This window comes from Pseudomonas sp. 1928-m (genome assembly GCF_029269135.1).
Taxonomy (GTDB): domain Bacteria; phylum Pseudomonadota; class Gammaproteobacteria; order Pseudomonadales; family Pseudomonadaceae; genus Aquipseudomonas.
Window position 1 is genome coordinate 45,206 of sequence record NZ_JARIXO010000002.1, and the last position, 17,492, is coordinate 62,697.

Annotated in this window: 13 protein-coding genes; 12 read left to right on the plus strand and 1 reads right to left on the minus strand. The window is 62.7% G+C overall.

The features are described 5' to 3' along the window. Positions 1 to 36 precede the first annotated feature (36 nt). The 8 genes from P3C18_RS09710 to pgi all read left to right on the plus strand — a co-directional run bounded on the left by P3C18_RS09710 (position 37) and on the right by pgi (position 10,925). Complete coding sequence (locus tag P3C18_RS09710; protein WP_275961661.1) at positions 37 to 213, plus strand: hypothetical protein; 177 nt, start codon at positions 37 to 39, stop codon at positions 211 to 213. Continuing rightward, the gene (locus P3C18_RS09715; RefSeq protein WP_275961662.1) at positions 197 to 3,151 is read left to right on the plus strand and encodes a sensor histidine kinase; all 2,955 of its coding nucleotides are present in this window, start codon (positions 197 to 199) and stop codon (positions 3,149 to 3,151) included. Before P3C18_RS09710 ends, P3C18_RS09715 begins: the two co-directional genes overlap by 17 nt. Positions 3,152 to 3,227: 76 nt before the next feature. Continuing rightward, positions 3,228 to 4,655 (plus strand): sigma-54 dependent transcriptional regulator, encoded by a 1,428-nt coding sequence (locus P3C18_RS09720; RefSeq protein ID WP_275961663.1) that lies wholly within the window; start codon positions 3,228 to 3,230, stop codon positions 4,653 to 4,655. 701 nt (positions 4,656 to 5,356) lie between these two features. Beyond that, the gene (locus P3C18_RS09725; RefSeq protein WP_275961664.1) at positions 5,357 to 6,763 is read left to right on the plus strand and encodes a polynucleotide adenylyltransferase PcnB; all 1,407 of its coding nucleotides are present in this window, start codon (positions 5,357 to 5,359) and stop codon (positions 6,761 to 6,763) included. Next, a complete protein-coding gene (gene folK / locus P3C18_RS09730) occupies positions 6,760 to 7,260 on the plus strand; it encodes a 2-amino-4-hydroxy-6-hydroxymethyldihydropteridine diphosphokinase (protein WP_275961665.1) in 501 nt (166 codons plus the stop codon). The genes P3C18_RS09725 and folK overlap by 4 nt, the downstream gene beginning before the upstream one ends. A 236-nt stretch (positions 7,261 to 7,496) precedes the next feature. Then, a complete protein-coding gene (gene panB / locus P3C18_RS09735) occupies positions 7,497 to 8,297 on the plus strand; it encodes a 3-methyl-2-oxobutanoate hydroxymethyltransferase (RefSeq protein ID WP_275961666.1) in 801 nt (266 codons plus the stop codon). Then, on the plus strand, positions 8,294 to 9,154 hold the full coding sequence (gene panC / locus P3C18_RS09740; RefSeq protein ID WP_275961667.1) for a pantoate--beta-alanine ligase: 861 nt from the start codon (positions 8,294 to 8,296) through the stop codon (positions 9,152 to 9,154). The genes panB and panC overlap by 4 nt, the downstream gene beginning before the upstream one ends. A 106-nt stretch (positions 9,155 to 9,260) precedes the next feature. Further along, positions 9,261 to 10,925, plus strand: a complete 1,665-nt coding sequence (pgi, locus tag P3C18_RS09745; protein WP_275962042.1) for a glucose-6-phosphate isomerase — start codon at positions 9,261 to 9,263, stop codon at positions 10,923 to 10,925. Here pgi and P3C18_RS09750 read toward each other — a convergent pair. Next, positions 10,922 to 11,926: a GlxA family transcriptional regulator gene (locus P3C18_RS09750; RefSeq protein WP_275961668.1), complete on the minus strand. Its 1,005-nt coding sequence runs from the start codon at positions 11,924 to 11,926 to the stop codon at positions 10,922 to 10,924. The two genes, pgi and P3C18_RS09750, sit on opposite strands and share 4 nt — an antisense overlap. A gap of 124 nt (positions 11,927 to 12,050) precedes the next feature. Between P3C18_RS09750 and P3C18_RS09755 the strand changes: the two genes are divergently transcribed. The 4 genes from P3C18_RS09755 to P3C18_RS09770 all read left to right on the plus strand — a co-directional run bounded on the left by P3C18_RS09755 (position 12,051) and on the right by P3C18_RS09770 (position 17,485). Beyond that, entirely contained in the window at positions 12,051 to 13,160 is a 1,110-nt protein-coding gene (locus tag P3C18_RS09755) for a DJ-1/PfpI family protein (RefSeq protein ID WP_275961669.1), read from the plus strand. A 79-nt stretch (positions 13,161 to 13,239) separates the two neighbouring features. Continuing rightward, the gene (acs, locus tag P3C18_RS09760; protein ID WP_275961670.1) at positions 13,240 to 15,177 is read left to right on the plus strand and encodes an acetate--CoA ligase; all 1,938 of its coding nucleotides are present in this window, start codon (positions 13,240 to 13,242) and stop codon (positions 15,175 to 15,177) included. A gap of 155 nt (positions 15,178 to 15,332) precedes the next feature. After that, entirely contained in the window at positions 15,333 to 16,208 is an 876-nt protein-coding gene (locus P3C18_RS09765) for an oxygenase MpaB family protein (RefSeq protein ID WP_275961671.1), read from the plus strand. Positions 16,209 to 16,303: 95 nt separating this feature from the next. Further along, a complete protein-coding gene (locus tag P3C18_RS09770) occupies positions 16,304 to 17,485 on the plus strand; it encodes an acetyl-CoA C-acetyltransferase (protein ID WP_275961672.1) in 1,182 nt (393 codons plus the stop codon). Positions 17,486 to 17,492: the final 7 nt, after the last annotated feature.

The window sequence follows — 17,492 nt, forward strand, 5'->3', positions numbered from 1 at the left end:
GTTACCATCGCCGGCAATTAAGCGAAGAGATGCGGCATGTATATCTATCGATTGGTGCTGATCCTGGTGGTGGGGATCTACCTGTTCTCCCCGGCCATCATGGACTGGTGGATCGACCCCAATGGGGCCTGGTACCGCCCCTACCWGCTGTGGCTGATCCTGATAGTCGTGACCTTCATTCTTCAGAGCCAACGTGATGCTGACGAGCTTTAGCCTGAGCCAGCTGATTCTGATCAGCGCTGCCTACCTTCTTATTCTGTTCGGCGTAGCCTGGATCAGTGAACACGGCCTGATTCCGCGCTGGGTGATTCGCCACCCACTGACCTACACCCTGTCGCTCGGCGTCTACGCCAGCGCCTGGGCCTTCTACGGCACAGTGGGGCTGGCCTATCAATACGGCTACGGTTTTCTCGCCAGCTACCTGGGGGTTTCCGGGGCCTTTCTGCTGGCGCCGGTGCTGCTCTACCCGATCCTGCGCATTACCCGCACCTACCAGCTGTCATCGCTGGCCGACCTGTTCGCTTTCCGCTTTCGCAGCACCTGGGCTGGCGCCCTGACCACGGTATTTATGCTGGTCGGCGTATTGCCGTTGCTGGCTCTGCAGATTCAGGCGGTGGCCGACTCCATCGGCATCCTCACCCGTGAACCGGTGCAGGAGCGCGTGGCGCTGGCCTATTGCGGGCTGATCATTCTATTCACCATTCTGTTTGGCGCCCGGCATATCGCCACCCGCGAGAAACACGAAGGCCTGGTGTTCGCCATCGCCTTTGAGTCGGTGGTCAAGCTGGTGGCGATCAGCGTGATTGGCCTGTACGCCCTGTACGGCGTATTCGACGGCCCGCAGGACCTGCAGTCCTGGCTGGTGCAGAACCAGTCCTCGCTGACCAGCCTGCACACGCCGCTGCAGGAAGGCCCGTGGCGCACCTTGCTGCTGGTGTTTTTCGCCTCGGCCATCGTTATGCCGCACATGTACCACATGACCTTTACCGAGAACCTCAACCCGCGCGCCATGGTCAGCGCCAGCTGGGGTCTGCCGCTGTTTCTGCTGCTGATGAGCCTGGCAGTGCCGCTGATTCTCTGGGCCGGGCTCAAACTCGGCGCCACCACCAACCCGGAATACTTCACCCTCGGCGTCGGCATCGCGGTCAACAGCCAGACCCTGGCGCTGATTGCCTATGTCGGCGGCCTGTCGGCCTCCAGCGGCTTGATCATCGTCACCACCCTGGCACTGTCCGGCATGGTGCTCAACCATGTGGTGTTGCCGCTGTACCAACCGCCGTCGGAAGGCAATATCTACCGCTGGCTGAAGTGGACCCGCCGCGCGCTGATCCTGCTGATCATCATGGCCGGCTACGGCTTCTATCTATTACTCGGCGCCGAACAGGACCTGGCCAACCTGGGTATCGTCGCTTTCGTCGCCACCTTGCAGTTCCTCCCTGGCGTGCTTTCGGTGCTGTACTGGCCGACCGCCAACCGCAAAGGCTTTATCGCCGGGCTGCTGGCGGGGATCGGTGTGTGGGTGGTGAGCATGCTGTTGCCGATGCTCGGCAACCTGCAGGGGCTGTATCTGCCCTGGTTCAACGTCATTTATGTGCTGGATGACAGCAGCTGGCACCTGGCGGCCATCGGCTCGCTGGCGGCCAACGTGCTGGTGTTCACCCTAGTGTCGCTGTTTACCGAAGCCAGCACGGAAGAGAAAAGCGCCGCCGAAGCCTGCGCCGTGGATAACGTGCGCCGCCCGCAGCGCCGTGAACTGCTGGCGGCCTCGCCGCAGGAATTTGCCGCGCAACTGGCCAAACCCCTGGGCGCCAAGACCGCCCAGCATGAAGTGGAACAAGCCCTGCGCGACCTGCATCTGCCATTCGATGAAGGTCGGCCCTATGCCCTGCGCCGTCTGCGTGACCGCATCGAAGCCAACCTCTCCGGACTGATGGGCCCGAGCGTGGCCCAGGACATCGTCGAAACCTTCCTGCCTTACAAAGCCGGCAGCGAAACCTACGTCACCGAAGACATCCACTTTATTGAGAACCGCCTCGAGGATTACCACTCGCGCCTCACGGGGCTGGCGGCCGAACTCGACACCCTGCGCCGCTACCACCGCCAGACCCTGCAGGAACTGCCCATGGGCGTCTGCTCGTTGGCCAAGGATCAGGAGATCCTGATGTGGAACAAGGCCATGGAAGAACTCACCGAAATCCCCGCGCAACGTGTAGTCGGCTCGCGCTTGAATACCCTGGGCGAGCCATGGCGCGGCCTGCTGCAGAACTTTATCGAACTGCCCGACGAGCACTTGCACAAACAGCGCCTGGCCCTCGACGGCCAGACCCGCTGGCTCAACCTGCACAAGGCGGCCATCGACGAGCCCCTGGCGCCGGGTAACAGCGGCCTGGTGCTGCTGGTTGAAGACCTCACGGAAACGCAGATGCTCGAAGACAAGCTGGTGCACTCCGAGCGCCTGGCTTCCATCGGTCGCCTGGCCGCCGGGGTGGCGCATGAGATCGGCAACCCGATCACCGGCATCGCCTGCCTGGCGCAGAACCTGCGCGAAGAGCGTGAAGGCGACAGCGAGCTGACCGAGATCAGCGAGCAGATCATCGAGCAGACCAAGCGCGTGTCGCGCATCGTCCAGTCACTGATGAGCTTCGCCCATTCCGGCAGCCACCAGAACAGCGAAGAGCCGGTCTGCCTGGCCCAGGTCGCCCAGGACGCCATCGCTCTGCTGGCCCTCAACCGGCGCAGCGTCGAAGTGCAGTTTTTCAACCTCTGCGATTCCGACCACTGGGTGGTCGGTGACCCGCAACGCCTGGCCCAGGTGCTGATCAACCTGCTGTCCAACGCCCGCGATGCCTCACCGCCAGGCAGTGCGATCCGGGTCAAGAGCGAACGTTTCGAGCACACCGTCGACCTGATCGTCGAGGACGAAGGCAGCGGCATTCCCAAGGCGATCATCGACCGTTTATTCGAACCTTTCTTCACCACCAAGGACCCGGGCAAAGGTACGGGACTGGGCCTTGCACTGGTCTATTCGATCGTGGAAGAGCATTATGGACAGATAACAATCGACAGCCCGGCCGACCCCGAGCTTCAACGCGGCACCCGCATTAGGGTCAGCCTGCCGAGGCATGTCGAGGCGACGTCCCTAGCGACTTAAACCAGCTACCAGCGAGCATGCCTGCCAGGCCCCTTAGTCCAGCGGCATGCCCCGAGACCGTCGAGAGACCGAATTGATGCCTCATATTTTGATCGTCGAAGACGAAACCATTATCCGCTCTGCCTTGCGTCGCCTGCTGGAACGTAACCAATACGAAGTCAGCGAAGCCGGCTCGGTGCAGGAAGCGCAAGAGCGCTTCAGCATCCCCAGCTTCGACCTGATCGTCAGCGACCTGCGCCTGCCGGGCGCCCCCGGCACCGAGCTGATCAAGCTCGGTCAAGGCACCCCGGTGCTGATCATGACCAGCTATGCCAGCCTGCGTTCGGCGGTCGACTCGATGAAGATGGGCGCGGTCGATTACATCGCCAAACCCTTCGACCACGACGAAATGCTCCAGGCCGTGGCGCGCATCCTGCGCGATCACCAGCAGGCCAAGAGCGCACCAGCACCCGCAACCGGCCCAGCAAAAGCTAGCGCCGACAAGGTGGTGGACAACAGCAACGGCGAAATCGGCATCATCGGCTCCTGCCCGGCAATGCAGGAGATGTACAGCAAGATCCGCAAGGTCGCGCCCACTGACTCCAACGTGCTGATTCAAGGCGAGTCCGGCACCGGTAAAGAACTGGTCGCCCGCGCCCTGCACAACCTCTCGCGCCGCGCCAAGGCGCCGCTGATTTCGGTGAACTGCGCCGCCATCCCGGAATCGCTGATCGAATCCGAACTGTTCGGCCATGAGAAAGGCGCCTTTACTGGCGCCAGCGCCGGCCGTGCGGGCCTGGTGGAAGCCGCCGATGGTGGCACCCTGTTCCTCGATGAAATTGGTGAACTGCCCCTGGAAGCTCAAGCGCGTCTGCTGCGCGTGCTACAGGAAGGCGAGATTCGCCGGGTTGGCTCGGTGCAGTCGCAGAAGGTCGATGTGCGCCTGATCGCCGCCACCCACCGCGACCTGAAAACCCTGTCGAAGATCGGTCAGTTCCGTGAAGACCTGTATTACCGCCTGCACGTAATCGCCCTGAAACTGCCGCCGCTGCGTGAACGCGGCGCGGATGTGATCGAAATTGCCCGCGCCTTCCTGATTCGCCAAAGCACCCGCCAGGGCCGTCTCGACCTGAGCTTTGCTGCCGATGCCGAACAGGCCATTCGTCATTACTCCTGGCCGGGCAACGTGCGCGAGCTGGAGAACGCCATCGAGCGCGCGGTGATTCTCTGCGAAGGCAGCAGCATTTCCGCCGAGCTGCTGGGCATCGATATCGAACTGGATGACTTGGAAGACGACTTCACCGGCCTGCCCGCGCAAAGCGGCGGCTTGGGCCATGAGCCGAGCGAACCAACCGAAGACCTGTCACTGGAAGACTACTTCCAGCACTTCGTGTTGGAGCATCAGGACCATATGACCGAGACCGAACTGGCACGCAAACTCGGCATCAGTCGCAAATGTTTGTGGGAACGCCGCCAGCGCCTGGGCATTCCACGGCGCAAATCTTCGGGGGCAACCGCAGGCTAGAAGGCCTGCGCCAGGGTGACAGACACGCACACACAAGGTTCCACAGTCTGTTACCCATTCAACACTTAGTAACAAAAGCCGGGTCTTATGGTAACGAGAACCCGGCTTTTTTATGCCACCCCAGCACCCTCAGCACAGCTCAACCCCTTGTTTTTAAAGGAATTGCAAAAACTGGCACGGGTTCTGCTTTATTGCTGGCACAACAACAATAACAAGCACGCTCCAAACCTAATAAAAATAAGACGTACCGACTCCAGCACAATAAAAACAACAACGCGGAGGCGCAGCTAACTGATTCTTTTGGAAAGGAATTGCCTTTGGGGTTCGCCCCAAAACCAGGCTGAGAATAATAAAACTGCCCTAAGGCAGCGCCAGAACTGGTTGGGTCACTGTGTGATCATGGCAGCATCAGCATCCAAAGCAATCCGTTTGCTCTTGATTCCCAGCTTGGGAAGTTTTCCAAAAGTCCTTGACTGGATGGAACGGGTAAATCAACAAAAACAACAAGCCCGCCATAATAATAAAAAAAGAGCACGCACCAATTTGGGGGGGAGCTTCGGCTCCCCCAGTAGCTTCAAACTCCCCGCCTGCAACAGTCTCCCGCCGTTTCCTGCATCAACCCCCGACTCAATGCTAGAATCCGCGCCATTCCTGCGGCCGGCATATACTCTGGCCAGTCATTTAGTCAAACAGTGCCTCCCATGCTGAAAAAGCTGTTCAAGTCCTTTCGTACCCCCATCCGCCGTGGCAAACATTCGCACAGCACGCCCGAAGTGCTGAGCAGTAGCCAGCACCCGATCGAGCGCGGTGAAATCAGCCGCTACGCCATCAGCGTGGTCGAACGCTTGCAACAGGCCGGCTACCAGGCGTATCTGGTCGGCGGCTGTGTCCGCGACCTGCTGCTGGACATCGACCCCAAGGATTTCGACGTAGCCACCAGCGCCACGCCCGAACAAGTGCGTGCCGAATTCCGCAACGCGCGGGTGATCGGCCGGCGCTTCAAGCTGGTCCACGTGCATTTCGGCCGCGAGATCATCGAAGTCGCCACCTTCCGCGCCAACCACCCCGAAGGCGATGAGGAAGAGAACAGCAACCTGTCCTCGCGTAACGAGAGCGGGCGCATCCTGCGCGACAACGTGTATGGCAGCCTGGAAGACGACGCCCAGCGCCGCGACTTCACCATCAATGCGCTGTATTACGACCCAAGCACCGAGCGCATTCTCGATTACGCCAATGGCGTGCACGACATCCGCAATCACCTGATCCGCCTGATCGGTGATCCGACCCAGCGCTACCAGGAAGACCCGGTGCGCATGCTGCGCGCGGTGCGTTTTGCCGCCAAGCTGGATTTCGACATCGAAAAACACAGCGCCGCACCGATCTACAAACTGGCTCCGCTGCTTGGCGGCATCCCCGCCGCGCGCCTGTTTGATGAAGTACTCAAGCTGTTCCTCGCCGGCTACGCGGTGTACACCTACGAACTGCTGGTGGATTACGGCCTGTTCGGCCAGCTGTTCCCGGCCAGCGCCGAGGCACTGAAACTCAACCCGGACTACACCGACCAGTTAATCCGTAATGCGCTGGACAACACCGACCTGCGCATTCATCAGGGCAAGACAGTCACCCCGGCGTTCCTCCTTGCCGCATTGCTCTGGCCGGCCCTGCCAGCCCGCGTGATCAAACTGCAGGACCGCGGCATGCCGCCGATCCCGGCCATGCAGGAAGCCGCTCACGAGCTGATCAGCGAGCAATGCCAGCGCATCGCCGTGCCCAAGCGCTTCACCATGCCGATCCGCGAAATCTGGGATATGCAGGAACGCCTGCCACGGCGCAGCGGCAAACGCGCCGACATGCTGCTGGAAAACCCACGCTTCCGCGCCGGTTACGACTTCCTGCTGCTGCGTGAAAGCGCAGGCGAGGAAACCGGCGGCCTCGGCGAGTGGTGGACCCGCTATCAGGATGTTAGCGACAGCGAGCGGCGCAATATGATCCGCGACCTCAGCAGCAAGGACGATGGCCCCGCCGGCCCGCGCAAGCGCAAACGCAGCAACAGCAAGCGCAAACGCGGCCCGGCCAGTGACGCCGCCAGCCCCGCCGCGAGTGAATGATGGAGCGCGTGTATATTGGCCTGGGCAGTAACCTGGCCACCCCGCTCGAACAACTGCGCAGCGCCCTGGCCGCCCTGGCCGCGCTGCCGCACACCCGCCTAATCGCCCAGTCGTCCTTCTATGCCAGCGACCCGCTCGGCCCGGCGGATCAACCGCGCTATGTAAATGCCGTGGCCGCACTGGATAGCGAACTCAGCCCACTAGCCCTGCTTGATGCGCTGCAAACCATCGAGCTGGAACAGGGCCGCACGCGCAAGGCCGAACGCTGGGGGCCGCGCACCCTCGACCTGGATATCCTGCTGTTCGGCGAACGCCAGCTGGATGAACCACGCCTGACCGTGCCGCACTACCATATGCATGCCCGCGCCTTTGTCCTCTACCCGCTGGCCGAGATCGCCCCTGGGCTGCAGCTACCGGATGGCCGCGCGCTGACAGAGCTACTTAGCGCCTGTCCCTTTGTCGGGCTGGAACGCCTTAACGAAGCAGAGCTGACCTGAAAGCAGGTCAATCTCGACTGCCGGGTCATACAGCCGACGCAACGCTAACCTCGGCAGCTAGCAGGTGCATTGGCGGTAACGCCAGTAACAGGCCGGTAACACCTGCAATTGACTTCGAGCCCCCCCATCAGGACTATAGGCGTCCCGTTGCCCCGCACCGGTGCAATTCGAGGCCAATGCAGGCCAACTTGAAGCAGCACAACTGCTGACTGAACGCCTGAGTGAGGACAGTTTTCATGCCTGATGTAACCCTGACCACCCTGCAAAGCCTCAAGCAGAGCGGCGAGAAAATCGCCATGCTGACCTGCTATGACGCCACGTTCGCCCAGACGGCCTGCCAGGCCGGTGTCGATGTGCTGCTGGTGGGCGATTCCCTCGGTATGGTCTTGCAAGGCCATGACAGCACGCTGCCCGTCACTGTCGCCGAGATGGCGTACCACACTGCCAGCGTTAAACGTGGCAACCAGGGCGCGCTGATCCTCGCCGACCTGCCGTTTATGGCCTACGCCACCATTGAGCAGACCCTCAACAACAGCGCTGCGTTGATGCAGGCTGGTGCGCATATGGTCAAGCTCGAAGGTGCCGCCTGGCTGGCTGAGCCGATTCGCCAATTGGCCGAACGCGGCGTCCCGGTGTGCGCGCACCTGGGTTTGACCCCGCAGGCGGTCAACATCCTCGGTGGCTACAAGGTACAAGGCCGCCAAGAGGCCCAGGCGCGGCAGATGCGCGCCGACGCCATGGCGCTGGAGCAGGCCGGCGCGGCCATGCTGTTGCTTGAATGCGTGCCCAGTGAACTGGCCGCTGAAATCAGCCAGGCGGTGAAAATCCCGGTGATCGGCATCGGCGCCGGCGGCGCAACCGACGGCCAGGTGCTGGTGCTGCACGACATGCTCGGCCTATCCCTGAGCGGCCGCACGCCGAAGTTCGTGAAGAACTTTATGGCCGGCCAGAGCAGCATCCAGCACGCCATCAGCGCCTACGTCAAAGCGGTCAAAGACCAGAGCTTCCCAGCAGCCGAACACGGATTTTCTGCATGAACACAGTTAAAAGCGTGCGCGAGTTGCGCGCCGCTGTCGCCCAGGCTCGCGCCGAAGGCAAACAGATCGCCTTCGTACCGACCATGGGCAACCTGCATGCCGGCCATGCCGCACTGGTAGAAAAAGCCGCCCAGCGCGCCGATTTTGTGGTCGCCAGCATCTTCGTCAACCCGTTGCAGTTCGGCCCCAGCGAAGACCTCGACAAGTACCCACGCACCCTGCTCGCCGATCAGGAAAAACTGGTCGAAGCCGGTTGCCACCTGCTGTTCACCCCGGATGTTGAAGATATGTATCCGCACGGCATGGACGGTCAGACCCGCGTCAGCGTGCCAGGGGTTTCCGAAGGCCTGTGCGGCGCCAGTCGCCCAGGGCACTTCGAAGGCGTCGCCACCGTAGTCAGCAAGCTGTTCAACATGGTGCAGCCGGACCTGGCAATTTTCGGCCAGAAAGATTTTCAGCAACTGGCGGTGATTCGCACCCTGGTACGTGACCTAAATATGCCGATCCAGATTATCGGCGAGCCCACCGTACGCGCCGAAGATGGCCTGGCGCTGTCTTCGCGCAACGGCTACCTGAACGCCGAACAGCGTGAAGCGGCGCCTGTGCTGTACCGTTCATTGCAGGAGATGAGCGCGGCAATTCGCACCGGCGACCGCGACTACGCCAAGCTGGTTGCGGCGGCGCAGCAGCAACACAGCGCCGCCGGTTTTCGCCCGGACTACCTGGAAGTACGCGAAGCCAACAGCCTGCGCCCGGCCAGCGCCGATGATCGTCAGCTGGTCATTCTCGTGGCCGCCTTTATTGGCAGCACCCGACTGATCGACAACCTGGCCTTCGACCTCGATACTCCAGGCTGATCTACTGCGTAGATGCTGGCCCCCACCCGCCAGTTACACTCAAGGCCCGGATCACTCCGGGCTTTTTTGCATGAATCGTCGAACCCAGAGCAAGGAACACGCACCAATGGCCTATTTCCAGCAGCCGCATGACGTCACCAGCCTGCCCGCCTGGCAGGCGCTACGCGAGCAGCGCGAGCAGATGAACGACTTCAGCATGCGTGAGGCCTTTGCCAGTGATGCGCAACGCTTTAACCGCTTCTCCCTGAGCAGCTGTGGCCTGCTGCTGGATTACTCGAAGAACCTGATCGACGAAAAGACCCTGGCCCTGTTGGTGCAACTGGCCGAACAGACCCAGCTGCAGGAGTCTATTCAAGCGCTGTTTACGGGCGATCAGGTCAATGCCTCTGAAGGGCGTGCCGCACTGCACACGGCCCTGCGCAGCCCGATTGGCCGCAGCCTGAAACTCGACGGTGTTGACCTGATTCCGCAAGTGCATCGCGTGCTGCATCAGATGACCGAACTGGTCAGCCGCGTGCACAGCGGCCTGTGGCGCGGCTACAGCGACAAGCCGATCACCGAAGTGGTGAATATCGGCATCGGTGGCTCATTCCTCGGCCCGCAGCTGATGTCCGAAGCGCTGCGGCCCTTTACCCAGCGCGGCGTGCGCTGCCATTACCTGGCCAATATCGACGGCAGCGAGTTCCGTGAGCTGACCGCCCGCCTCAACCCGCAGACCACCCTGTTTATCGTCTCGTCGAAATCCTTTGGCACCCTGGAAACCCTGAAAAACGCCCTGGCCGCACGCGACTGGTACCTGGCCTTGGGCGGCCCGGAAGCCGAGCTGCACAAACACTTTATTGCGGTGACCAGCAACCCGACTGCCGCCATCGATTTCGGCATCAAGGCGGAAAACATCTTCCCGATGTGGGACTGGGTTGGCGGGCGCTATTCGCTGTGGTCGGCCATCGGCTTGCCGATTGCCCTGGCCATCGGCATCTCCAACTTCAAGGAACTGCTGGCCGGCGCCTACGCCATGGACCAGCACTTCACCCAGGCGCCGCTGGCCGAGAACATGCCCGTGCTGATGGCCCTGCTGGGTATCTGGTACGGCAACTTCTGGGGCGCGAAAAGCCAAGCAATCCTGCCCTACGACCACTACCTGCGTAACTTCACCAAGCACCTGCAGCAGCTGGATATGGAGTCCAACGGCAAAAGCGTGCGCCAGGACGGCAGCCCCGTGAACTTCAGCACCGGGCCGGTGATCTGGGGCGGCGTTGGCTGCAACGGCCAGCACGCTTACCACCAGCTCCTGCACCAGGGCACCGAGCTGATTCCGGCGGACTTTATCGTGCCGGTGAACAGCTTCAGCCCGCTGGCCGACCACCACCAATGGCTGTTTGCCAACTGTCTCTCGCAGAGCCAGGCGCTGATGCACGGCAAGACCCGCGCCGAGGCTGAGGCCGAGCTGCGTGGCAAAGGCCTGGACGAGGCCGAGGTGCAACGCCTGGCGCCGCACAAGATGATTCCCGGCAACCGCCCGAGCAATATCCTAGCGCTCAACCGGGTTGACCCGTTTAACCTGGGTGCGCTGGTCGCGCTGTATGAACACAAGGTGTTTGTGCAGAGCGCCATCTGGGGTATCAACGCCTTCGACCAATGGGGCGTCGAGCTAGGCAAGGAACTCGGTCAGGGCGTCTACCAGCGTCTCACTGGTCAGCTCGACACGCCGGCCAGCGACGCCTCGACCCAGGGCTTGATCCAGCACTTCCGCGAGCGTCATCGCGGCTAACTGCGACAGAAGCGCTGACGATACTCATCTGGGGTAACCCCCAGATGCTGGCTGAAGCAGCGCCGCAAGTTGTACAGCGAAACAAAGCCGCACTGCTCAGCCACTCGTTTGAGGGAGCGGGCGCCCTGCTCCAGCTGGCGACAAGCCGCCTCCAGGCGCAGCTGCTGCAGATAATGCCCCGGTGTCATCTGCAGCTCCTCACGGCAACGGCGATGCAAGGTGCGCACCGACAGCGCCAGCCCCGCTGCGATGGCCTCGTTATCCAACCGCTGTTGCAGCCTGGGCTGCAGCCATTGTTTGAGGCTTGCCGCCAGCCCGCCTGGCGCCCCGCCCTGCGCCAGCAACTCGGCACTGAACTGACGTTGCCCGCCGCTGCGCCTGAGCGGTAGCACCAGGTCCTTGGCCACATCCAGGGCCATTGTCGGCCCACAGTCCTCTTCTACCAGCGCCAGACACAGGTCAATCCCGGCGGTCACTCCGGCCGAGCTGTAGCAGTTGCCATCCTTGATAAACAGCGCGTCGGCGCATACCTCGATATGCGCAAAGCTGCGCTGCAGCAGCTCGACATAGCGCCAATGGGTAACCGCCATACGCCCATCGAGCAGCCCGGCCTGGCCCAGCAGAAAGGCCCCGGTACAGACCGAACAACAGCGCGCCAACTGCTCGGCGGCCTGCCGCAACCAGGCGGCCAGCTGCCCGCCAGCCAGCGCCTGCATCACGCCGAAACCACCGGCCACCAGCAGCGTCGCCCCAGCCAGTTGAGCAACCGGCGGTAAGGGTTCGGTCAGCACCACCACACCCGCCGAAGCACGCACCTCGCCGCCGTGTTGCGAGACCAAGCGCAAGCGATAACGCGGCAGCAAGCCGGCAGCCGCCAGACGATCATTGACCACGGCAAAGACTTCCAGCGGCCCACTGGCATCGAGCAGCTGGAAATTGTCGAAGACCAGCAGCAGAACGTCCTGCAAATCAGCGGACGTCGGCAGGGGTAATTCGCGCATATCAATCATCCTTGGCACCGGCTCAAAGGCGCGCGAGCGTGCGGTACTGGCAGATATTCACTCAACAATGGCATTACTGCCAAACGCATCCCGACGAGACTCAAACCTCGACCGGAGACTGCCCATGCCTATTCGCCTTCTGCTGCTCAGCCTGTGCCTAAGCCTATTGCTCGATACAGCCACCGTGCGCGCCGCAACCTCGCTGCAGATAACCGACGAAGCCATCGCCACCTATGTGCCGCGCCACGGCCGCATACGCCCGGTGATTGCCGTGCTGGGTGAGAACCGCATGACCGAACTGGTCGACTTTGTGGTGCCCTACGGGATTCTCAAGCGCGCCGATATCGCCGAGGTGCTGGCCGTCGCCCCCGAACCAGGCACCATCAAGATGCTGCCGGCATTAAGCTTTGCCACCGACGCCAGCACGGCCGAGTTCGACGCACGCTATCCGCAGGGCGCCGATTACCTGATCGTCGCGGCGACTCACCACAACGACGATCCGAGCCTGCTCACCTGGATTCGCGCACAGGCGAGCAAGGGCGCGACTGTGCTGGGCATCTGCGATGGCGTATTCAGCCTGACCCACGCCGGCCTGCTCGATGGGCGACGCGCAACCGGGCATTGGTATTCGGCCAGCGAACGCCGTGCACAATTCCCGCAAACCCAATGGCTGGAGCAGCGCCGCTATGTGGTCGATGGCGCGATGATCAGCAGCTCGGGGGTTAGCGCCGCCATGCCGGTATCCCTGGCTTTGGTCGAGGCCATTGCCGGGCAGGCACGGGCGCAGCAGCTGGCTGCTGAACTGGGTTTGCCCGACTGGTCAGCCGCCCACGACAGCCGCCCCTTCACCCTAAACCGCGCCGACTATCTGACCCTGGCCGGCAACTGGCTGGCGTTCTGGGCCCATGAAACCCTGGCCATACCCGTGCATACCGGGGTCGACGAAATCGCCCTGGCCCTGACTGCCGATGCCCAGGCGCGCACCTACCGCTCACAGGTGCTAAGCATCGCTACGGCGCCGCTGGTGACGCGCAGCGGCCTGCGTCTGATCCCTGACCGCGCGCACAGCGAGCCGCGCATGCGCAGCCTTAGCATCGCCAACGGCCCAGCAAGCCATGCCCTGCAGCAGGCTCTGGAAAATATCGCCAACCGGCATGGCCCTGCGACTGCGCGCCTGGTTGCCCTGCAGCTGGAATACCCCAGCCCCTACCTTGGGCCGGTCTCGCCGCCTTGAGCGGCCACAACACTTGAACCAAGCACCCGCTTGGGTGCACCCTTACGGGCATTGCGGAACACAACAACAAGGACCCGCCATGTTCGAAATTACCCGCCACCCCGTGCCCGACGCCGTGCGCCAACGCGCCCACCTGGACAACGACGACTACCTGCGTCTTTACCAGCAGTCGATCGAGCAGCCGGAAATCTTCTGGGCCGAACAGGCCAAGGCCTTCCTCGACTGGAGCAAACCCTGGACCAGCGTGCAGCAGGGTGATCTGCTCAGCGGCCAGGGCTCCTGGTTCAAGGGTGGCCAGCTGAACGTCAGCTACAACTGCATCGACCGCCACCTGGAAAAGCGCGGCGAGCAGATTGCACTGATCTGGGAAGGCGACAACCCCAGCGAATCGGCGCATATCACCTACAAAAAGCTGCACCACAACGTCAGTCGCCTGGCTAACGTGCTGAAAAGCCGTGGGGTGAAAAAGGGCGACCGTGTGTGCATCTATATGCCGATGATCCCCGAGGCCACCTACGCCATGCTGGCCTGCACGCGCATCGGCGCGGTGCATTCGGTGGTGTTCGGCGGTTTCTCCCCGGACGCATTGCGCGACCGCATCCTCGACTCCGACTGCCACACGGTGATTACCGCCGATGAAGGCGTGCGCGGCGGCAAGTACGTGGCGCTCAAGGCCAATGTCGACAAGGCCCTGCAGAGCTGCCCGGCAGTCAGCACGGTGGTGGTGGTCGAACGCACCCAGGGCGAGATCGACTGGGTGGAGGGCCGCGATATCTGGTACCACGAAGCCCTGCGCGACGCCGACGGCGATTGCCCACCGGAGCCGATGGACGCCGAAGACCCGCTGTTTATCCTCTACACCTCCGGCTCCACCGGCAAACCCAAGGGGGTATTGCACAGCACTGGCGGCTATCTGCTGATGGCGGCGATGACCCACAAGTACGTGTTCGACTACCACGAAGGCGATATCTACTGGTGTACCGCCGACGTCGGCTGGGTCACCGGGCACAGCTATATCGTCTACGGTCCGTTGGTCAACGGCGCAACCAGTCTGATCTTCGAAGGCGTGCCCAACTACCCGAGCGCCTCGCGCTTCTGGCAGGTGATCGACAAACACCAGGTGAATATCTTCTACACCGCGCCCACCGCCCTGCGCGCGCTGATGCGTGAAGGCACCGGCCCGGTCGAATGCACCGAGCGCACTAGCCTGCGCCTGCTCGGCAGCGTCGGCGAGCCGATCAACCCGGAAGCCTGGGAGTGGTATTACAACGTGGTCGGTGAGCGCCGCTGCCCGATCGTCGACACCTGGTGGCAGACCGAAACCGGCGCCATCCTGATCACCCCACTACCCGGAGCCACCGACCTCAAACCCGGCTCGGCGACCCGACCGTTCTTCGGCGTACAACCGGTGCTACTGGATGAACAGGGCAAGGAAATAGACGGCCCTGGGTCAGGCGTACTGGCGATCAAGGACAGCTGGCCAAGCCAGATCCGCAGCGTCTACGGCGACCATCAGCGGATGATCGACACCTATCTGAAACCCTACCCCGGTTACTACTTCAGCGGCGACGGCGCGCGCCGCGACGAGGACGGTTACTACTGGATCACCGGCCGGGTGGATGACGTGATCAACGTTTCCGGCCACCGCATCGGCACCGCCGAAGTGGAAAGCGCCCTGGTGCTGCACGACGCCGTCGCCGAAGCCGCCGTGGTCGGTTACTCGCATGACCTCAAAGGCCAGGGCATCTATGCCTTCGTCACACCGATGAACGGCGTGGAAATCAACGATGCGCTGAAGCAAGAACTGCTGGCCCTGGTCGGTAAGGAAATCGGCAGCTTCGCTAAACCCGAGCTGATCCAGTGGACACCGGGCCTGCCGAAGACCCGCTCGGGCAAGATCATGCGGCGCATCCTGCGCAAGATCGCCTGCAACGAGCTTGAAAATATGGGTGACACCTCGACTCTGGCCGACCCGACGGTGGTCGACGGTTTGATCGAGCAGCGCCTGAACCGATAACCGCACGCTAGGATGTAGGGTGTATCGAGGCACGTAGCTGATGCTCTGTTCATCCTCCAAGGGCCCCGCGCGGCGTAGCCCCATCGGGTGGATCGCCAACCGATGGATCGATGAAGCGCGATCCACCCTAAACCAGCAAACGAACCCACCATTCCATGGAATTTCTTCGCCGCCGTATCGAAAGCCAAGTTCTTAGTCTCAGCGGTATAGCCTTGGGGCAAATCGACTTCGAAAAGCCCCAGGACGACCCCGGTCTGTTCGGCCCCGACTCGGTGAGTTGGCAGGTGCATGGCGACTTCACCAGCATGCTGATCGGCGGGATCAGCGCCCTGCTCTTGCAAGCTCTGCATCCACTGGCATTAGCCGGGGTGTGGGATCACTCAAATTTTCGTGAGGACCTGCTTGGCCGCCTGCGTCGCACCGGCCAGTTTATATCTGGCACCACGTACGGCTCGCGTGCCGATGCCGACTGGCTGATCGACAAGGTCAAGACCATTCACCTCAAAGTCACAGGCACCGCCCCGGATGGCCGCACCTATGCCGCCAGTGATCCAGCGCTGCTGACCTGGGTGCATGTGGCCGAGGTGTACAGTTTTCTCCAGGCACACCTGCGTTACCGCAACCCACAACTGAGCGAAGCCGATCAGGACCGCTACTACGCGGAAATCGCCCTGATCGCAGAGCGTCTGGGCGCCACCCAGGTGCCGCGCTCGCGCGCCGAGGTCGCCGCCTACCTGGCAACTGTGCGCCCCGAGCTGCTCTGTGATGAACGCTCGCTGGAGATCCTCCGTATCTTGCTCAACGCCCCCGCACCCAGCACCCTCGCCGCCCCGGCAGCCAAGCTGTTGATGCAGGCTGGCATCGACCTACTACCGGATTGGGCGCAGCAGATGCTCGGCCAGCAGATCAGCCCGGCCAGCAGCCGAATCATCCACGCCGGTGTACACAGCCTGGCCCCGGCGCTGCGCTGGGCGGTACGCGGCGGCGCCATCCACCGTGCGCGCAAACGCCTGAACCTGCCACCACGCTGACCGGCCAGTTCGCAAGCTGGCCGTAAACAAAGCCGCTGTGCCACCATAGCGACCTTTCGCGGCCAGCCGCGCCTGTCACTTGTGAGGATCGCGTTATGCAAGACGTCGTCATCGTTGCCGCCACCCGCACCGCCATCGGCAGCTTCCAGGGTTCACTGGCCAATATCCCGGCACCGGAACTGGGCGCTGCGGTAATCCGCCGCCTGCTGGAACAAACCGGCCTGGACGGCGCGCAGGTCGACGAAGTGATCCTCGGCCAGGTGCTGACTGCAGGCAGCGGGCAGAACCCGGCGCGTCAGGCGGTGATCCTCGCCGGCCTGCCGCACGCCGTGCCAGCGCTGACCCTGAACAAGGTCTGCGGCTCGGGCCTGAAAGCCCTGCACCTCGGTGCCCAGGCAATCCGTTGCGGCGATGCAGAGGTGATCATCGCCGGCGGTATGGAAAACATGAGCCTGGCGCCCTACGTCATGCCCGGCGCGCGCACCGGCCTGCGCATGGGCCACGCCAAGCTGGTCGACACCATGATCACCGACGGCCTGTGGGACGCCTTCAACGATTACCACATGGGCATCACCGCCGAGAACCTGGTCGACAAATACGGCATCAGCCGCGAAGCGCAGGACGCCTTCGCCGCCGCCTCGCAGCAGAAGGCCGTGGCTGCTATCGAGGCCGGGCGCTTCGCTGATGAAATCACCCCGATCATGATTCCCCAGCGCAAAGGCGACCCAGTAGCCTTCGCCACTGACGAGCAGCCTCGTGCCGGCACCACCGCCGAGTCACTGGGCAAGCTCAAGCCCGCATTCAAGAAGGACGGCAGCGTCACCGCCGGCAACGCCTCCAGCCTTAACGACGGTGCCTCTGCAGTGCTGCTGATGAGCGCCGCCAAAGCCCAGGCCCTCGGCCTGCCGGTTCTGGCGAAGATCGCCAGCTACGCCAACGCTGGAGTGGACCCGGCGATCATGGGCATCGGCCCGGTCAGCGCCACCCAGCGTTGCCTGACCAAAGCCGGCTGGAGCATCGCGGACCTGGACCTGATCGAAGCCAACGAAGCCTTCGCCGCGCAAGCCCTGGCGGTCGGCAAGGAGCTGAATTGGGACGCCAGCAAGGTCAACGTCAACGGCGGCGCCATCGCCCTCGGCCACCCGATTGGCGGCTCTGGCTGCCGCGTGCTGGTGACACTGCTGCACGAGATGATCAAGCGCGACGCCAAGAAAGGCCTCGCCACCCTGTGTATCGGCGGCGGCCAGGGCGTGGCACTGGCGATCGAACGGGCCTGATAACACC

Bases quoted from the DNA above. Each gene is read 5' to 3' on its own strand.
- P3C18_RS09715 (WP_275961662.1), top strand. From the start codon at position 197: ATGCTGACGAGCTTTAGCCTGAGCCAGCTGATTCTGATCAGCGCTGCC.
- folK (WP_275961665.1), top strand. From the start codon at position 6,760: ATGATGGAGCGCGTGTATATTGGCCTGGGCAGTAACCTGGCCACCCCG.
- acs (WP_275961670.1), top strand. From the start codon at position 13,240: ATGTTCGAAATTACCCGCCACCCCGTGCCCGACGCCGTGCGCCAACGC.
- pgi (WP_275962042.1), top strand. From the start codon at position 9,261: ATGGCCTATTTCCAGCAGCCGCATGACGTCACCAGCCTGCCCGCCTGG.
- P3C18_RS09725 (WP_275961664.1), top strand. From the start codon at position 5,357: ATGCTGAAAAAGCTGTTCAAGTCCTTTCGTACCCCCATCCGCCGTGGC.
- P3C18_RS09720 (WP_275961663.1), top strand. From the start codon at position 3,228: ATGCCTCATATTTTGATCGTCGAAGACGAAACCATTATCCGCTCTGCC.
- panB (WP_275961666.1), top strand. From the start codon at position 7,497: ATGCCTGATGTAACCCTGACCACCCTGCAAAGCCTCAAGCAGAGCGGC.
- P3C18_RS09765 (WP_275961671.1), top strand. From the start codon at position 15,333: ATGGAATTTCTTCGCCGCCGTATCGAAAGCCAAGTTCTTAGTCTCAGC.
- P3C18_RS09755 (WP_275961669.1), top strand. From the start codon at position 12,051: ATGCCTATTCGCCTTCTGCTGCTCAGCCTGTGCCTAAGCCTATTGCTC.
- P3C18_RS09750 (WP_275961668.1), bottom strand. From the start codon at position 11,926: ATGCGCGAATTACCCCTGCCGACGTCCGCTGATTTGCAGGACGTTCTG.
- P3C18_RS09770 (WP_275961672.1), top strand. From the start codon at position 16,304: ATGCAAGACGTCGTCATCGTTGCCGCCACCCGCACCGCCATCGGCAGC.
- panC (WP_275961667.1), top strand. From the start codon at position 8,294: ATGAACACAGTTAAAAGCGTGCGCGAGTTGCGCGCCGCTGTCGCCCAG.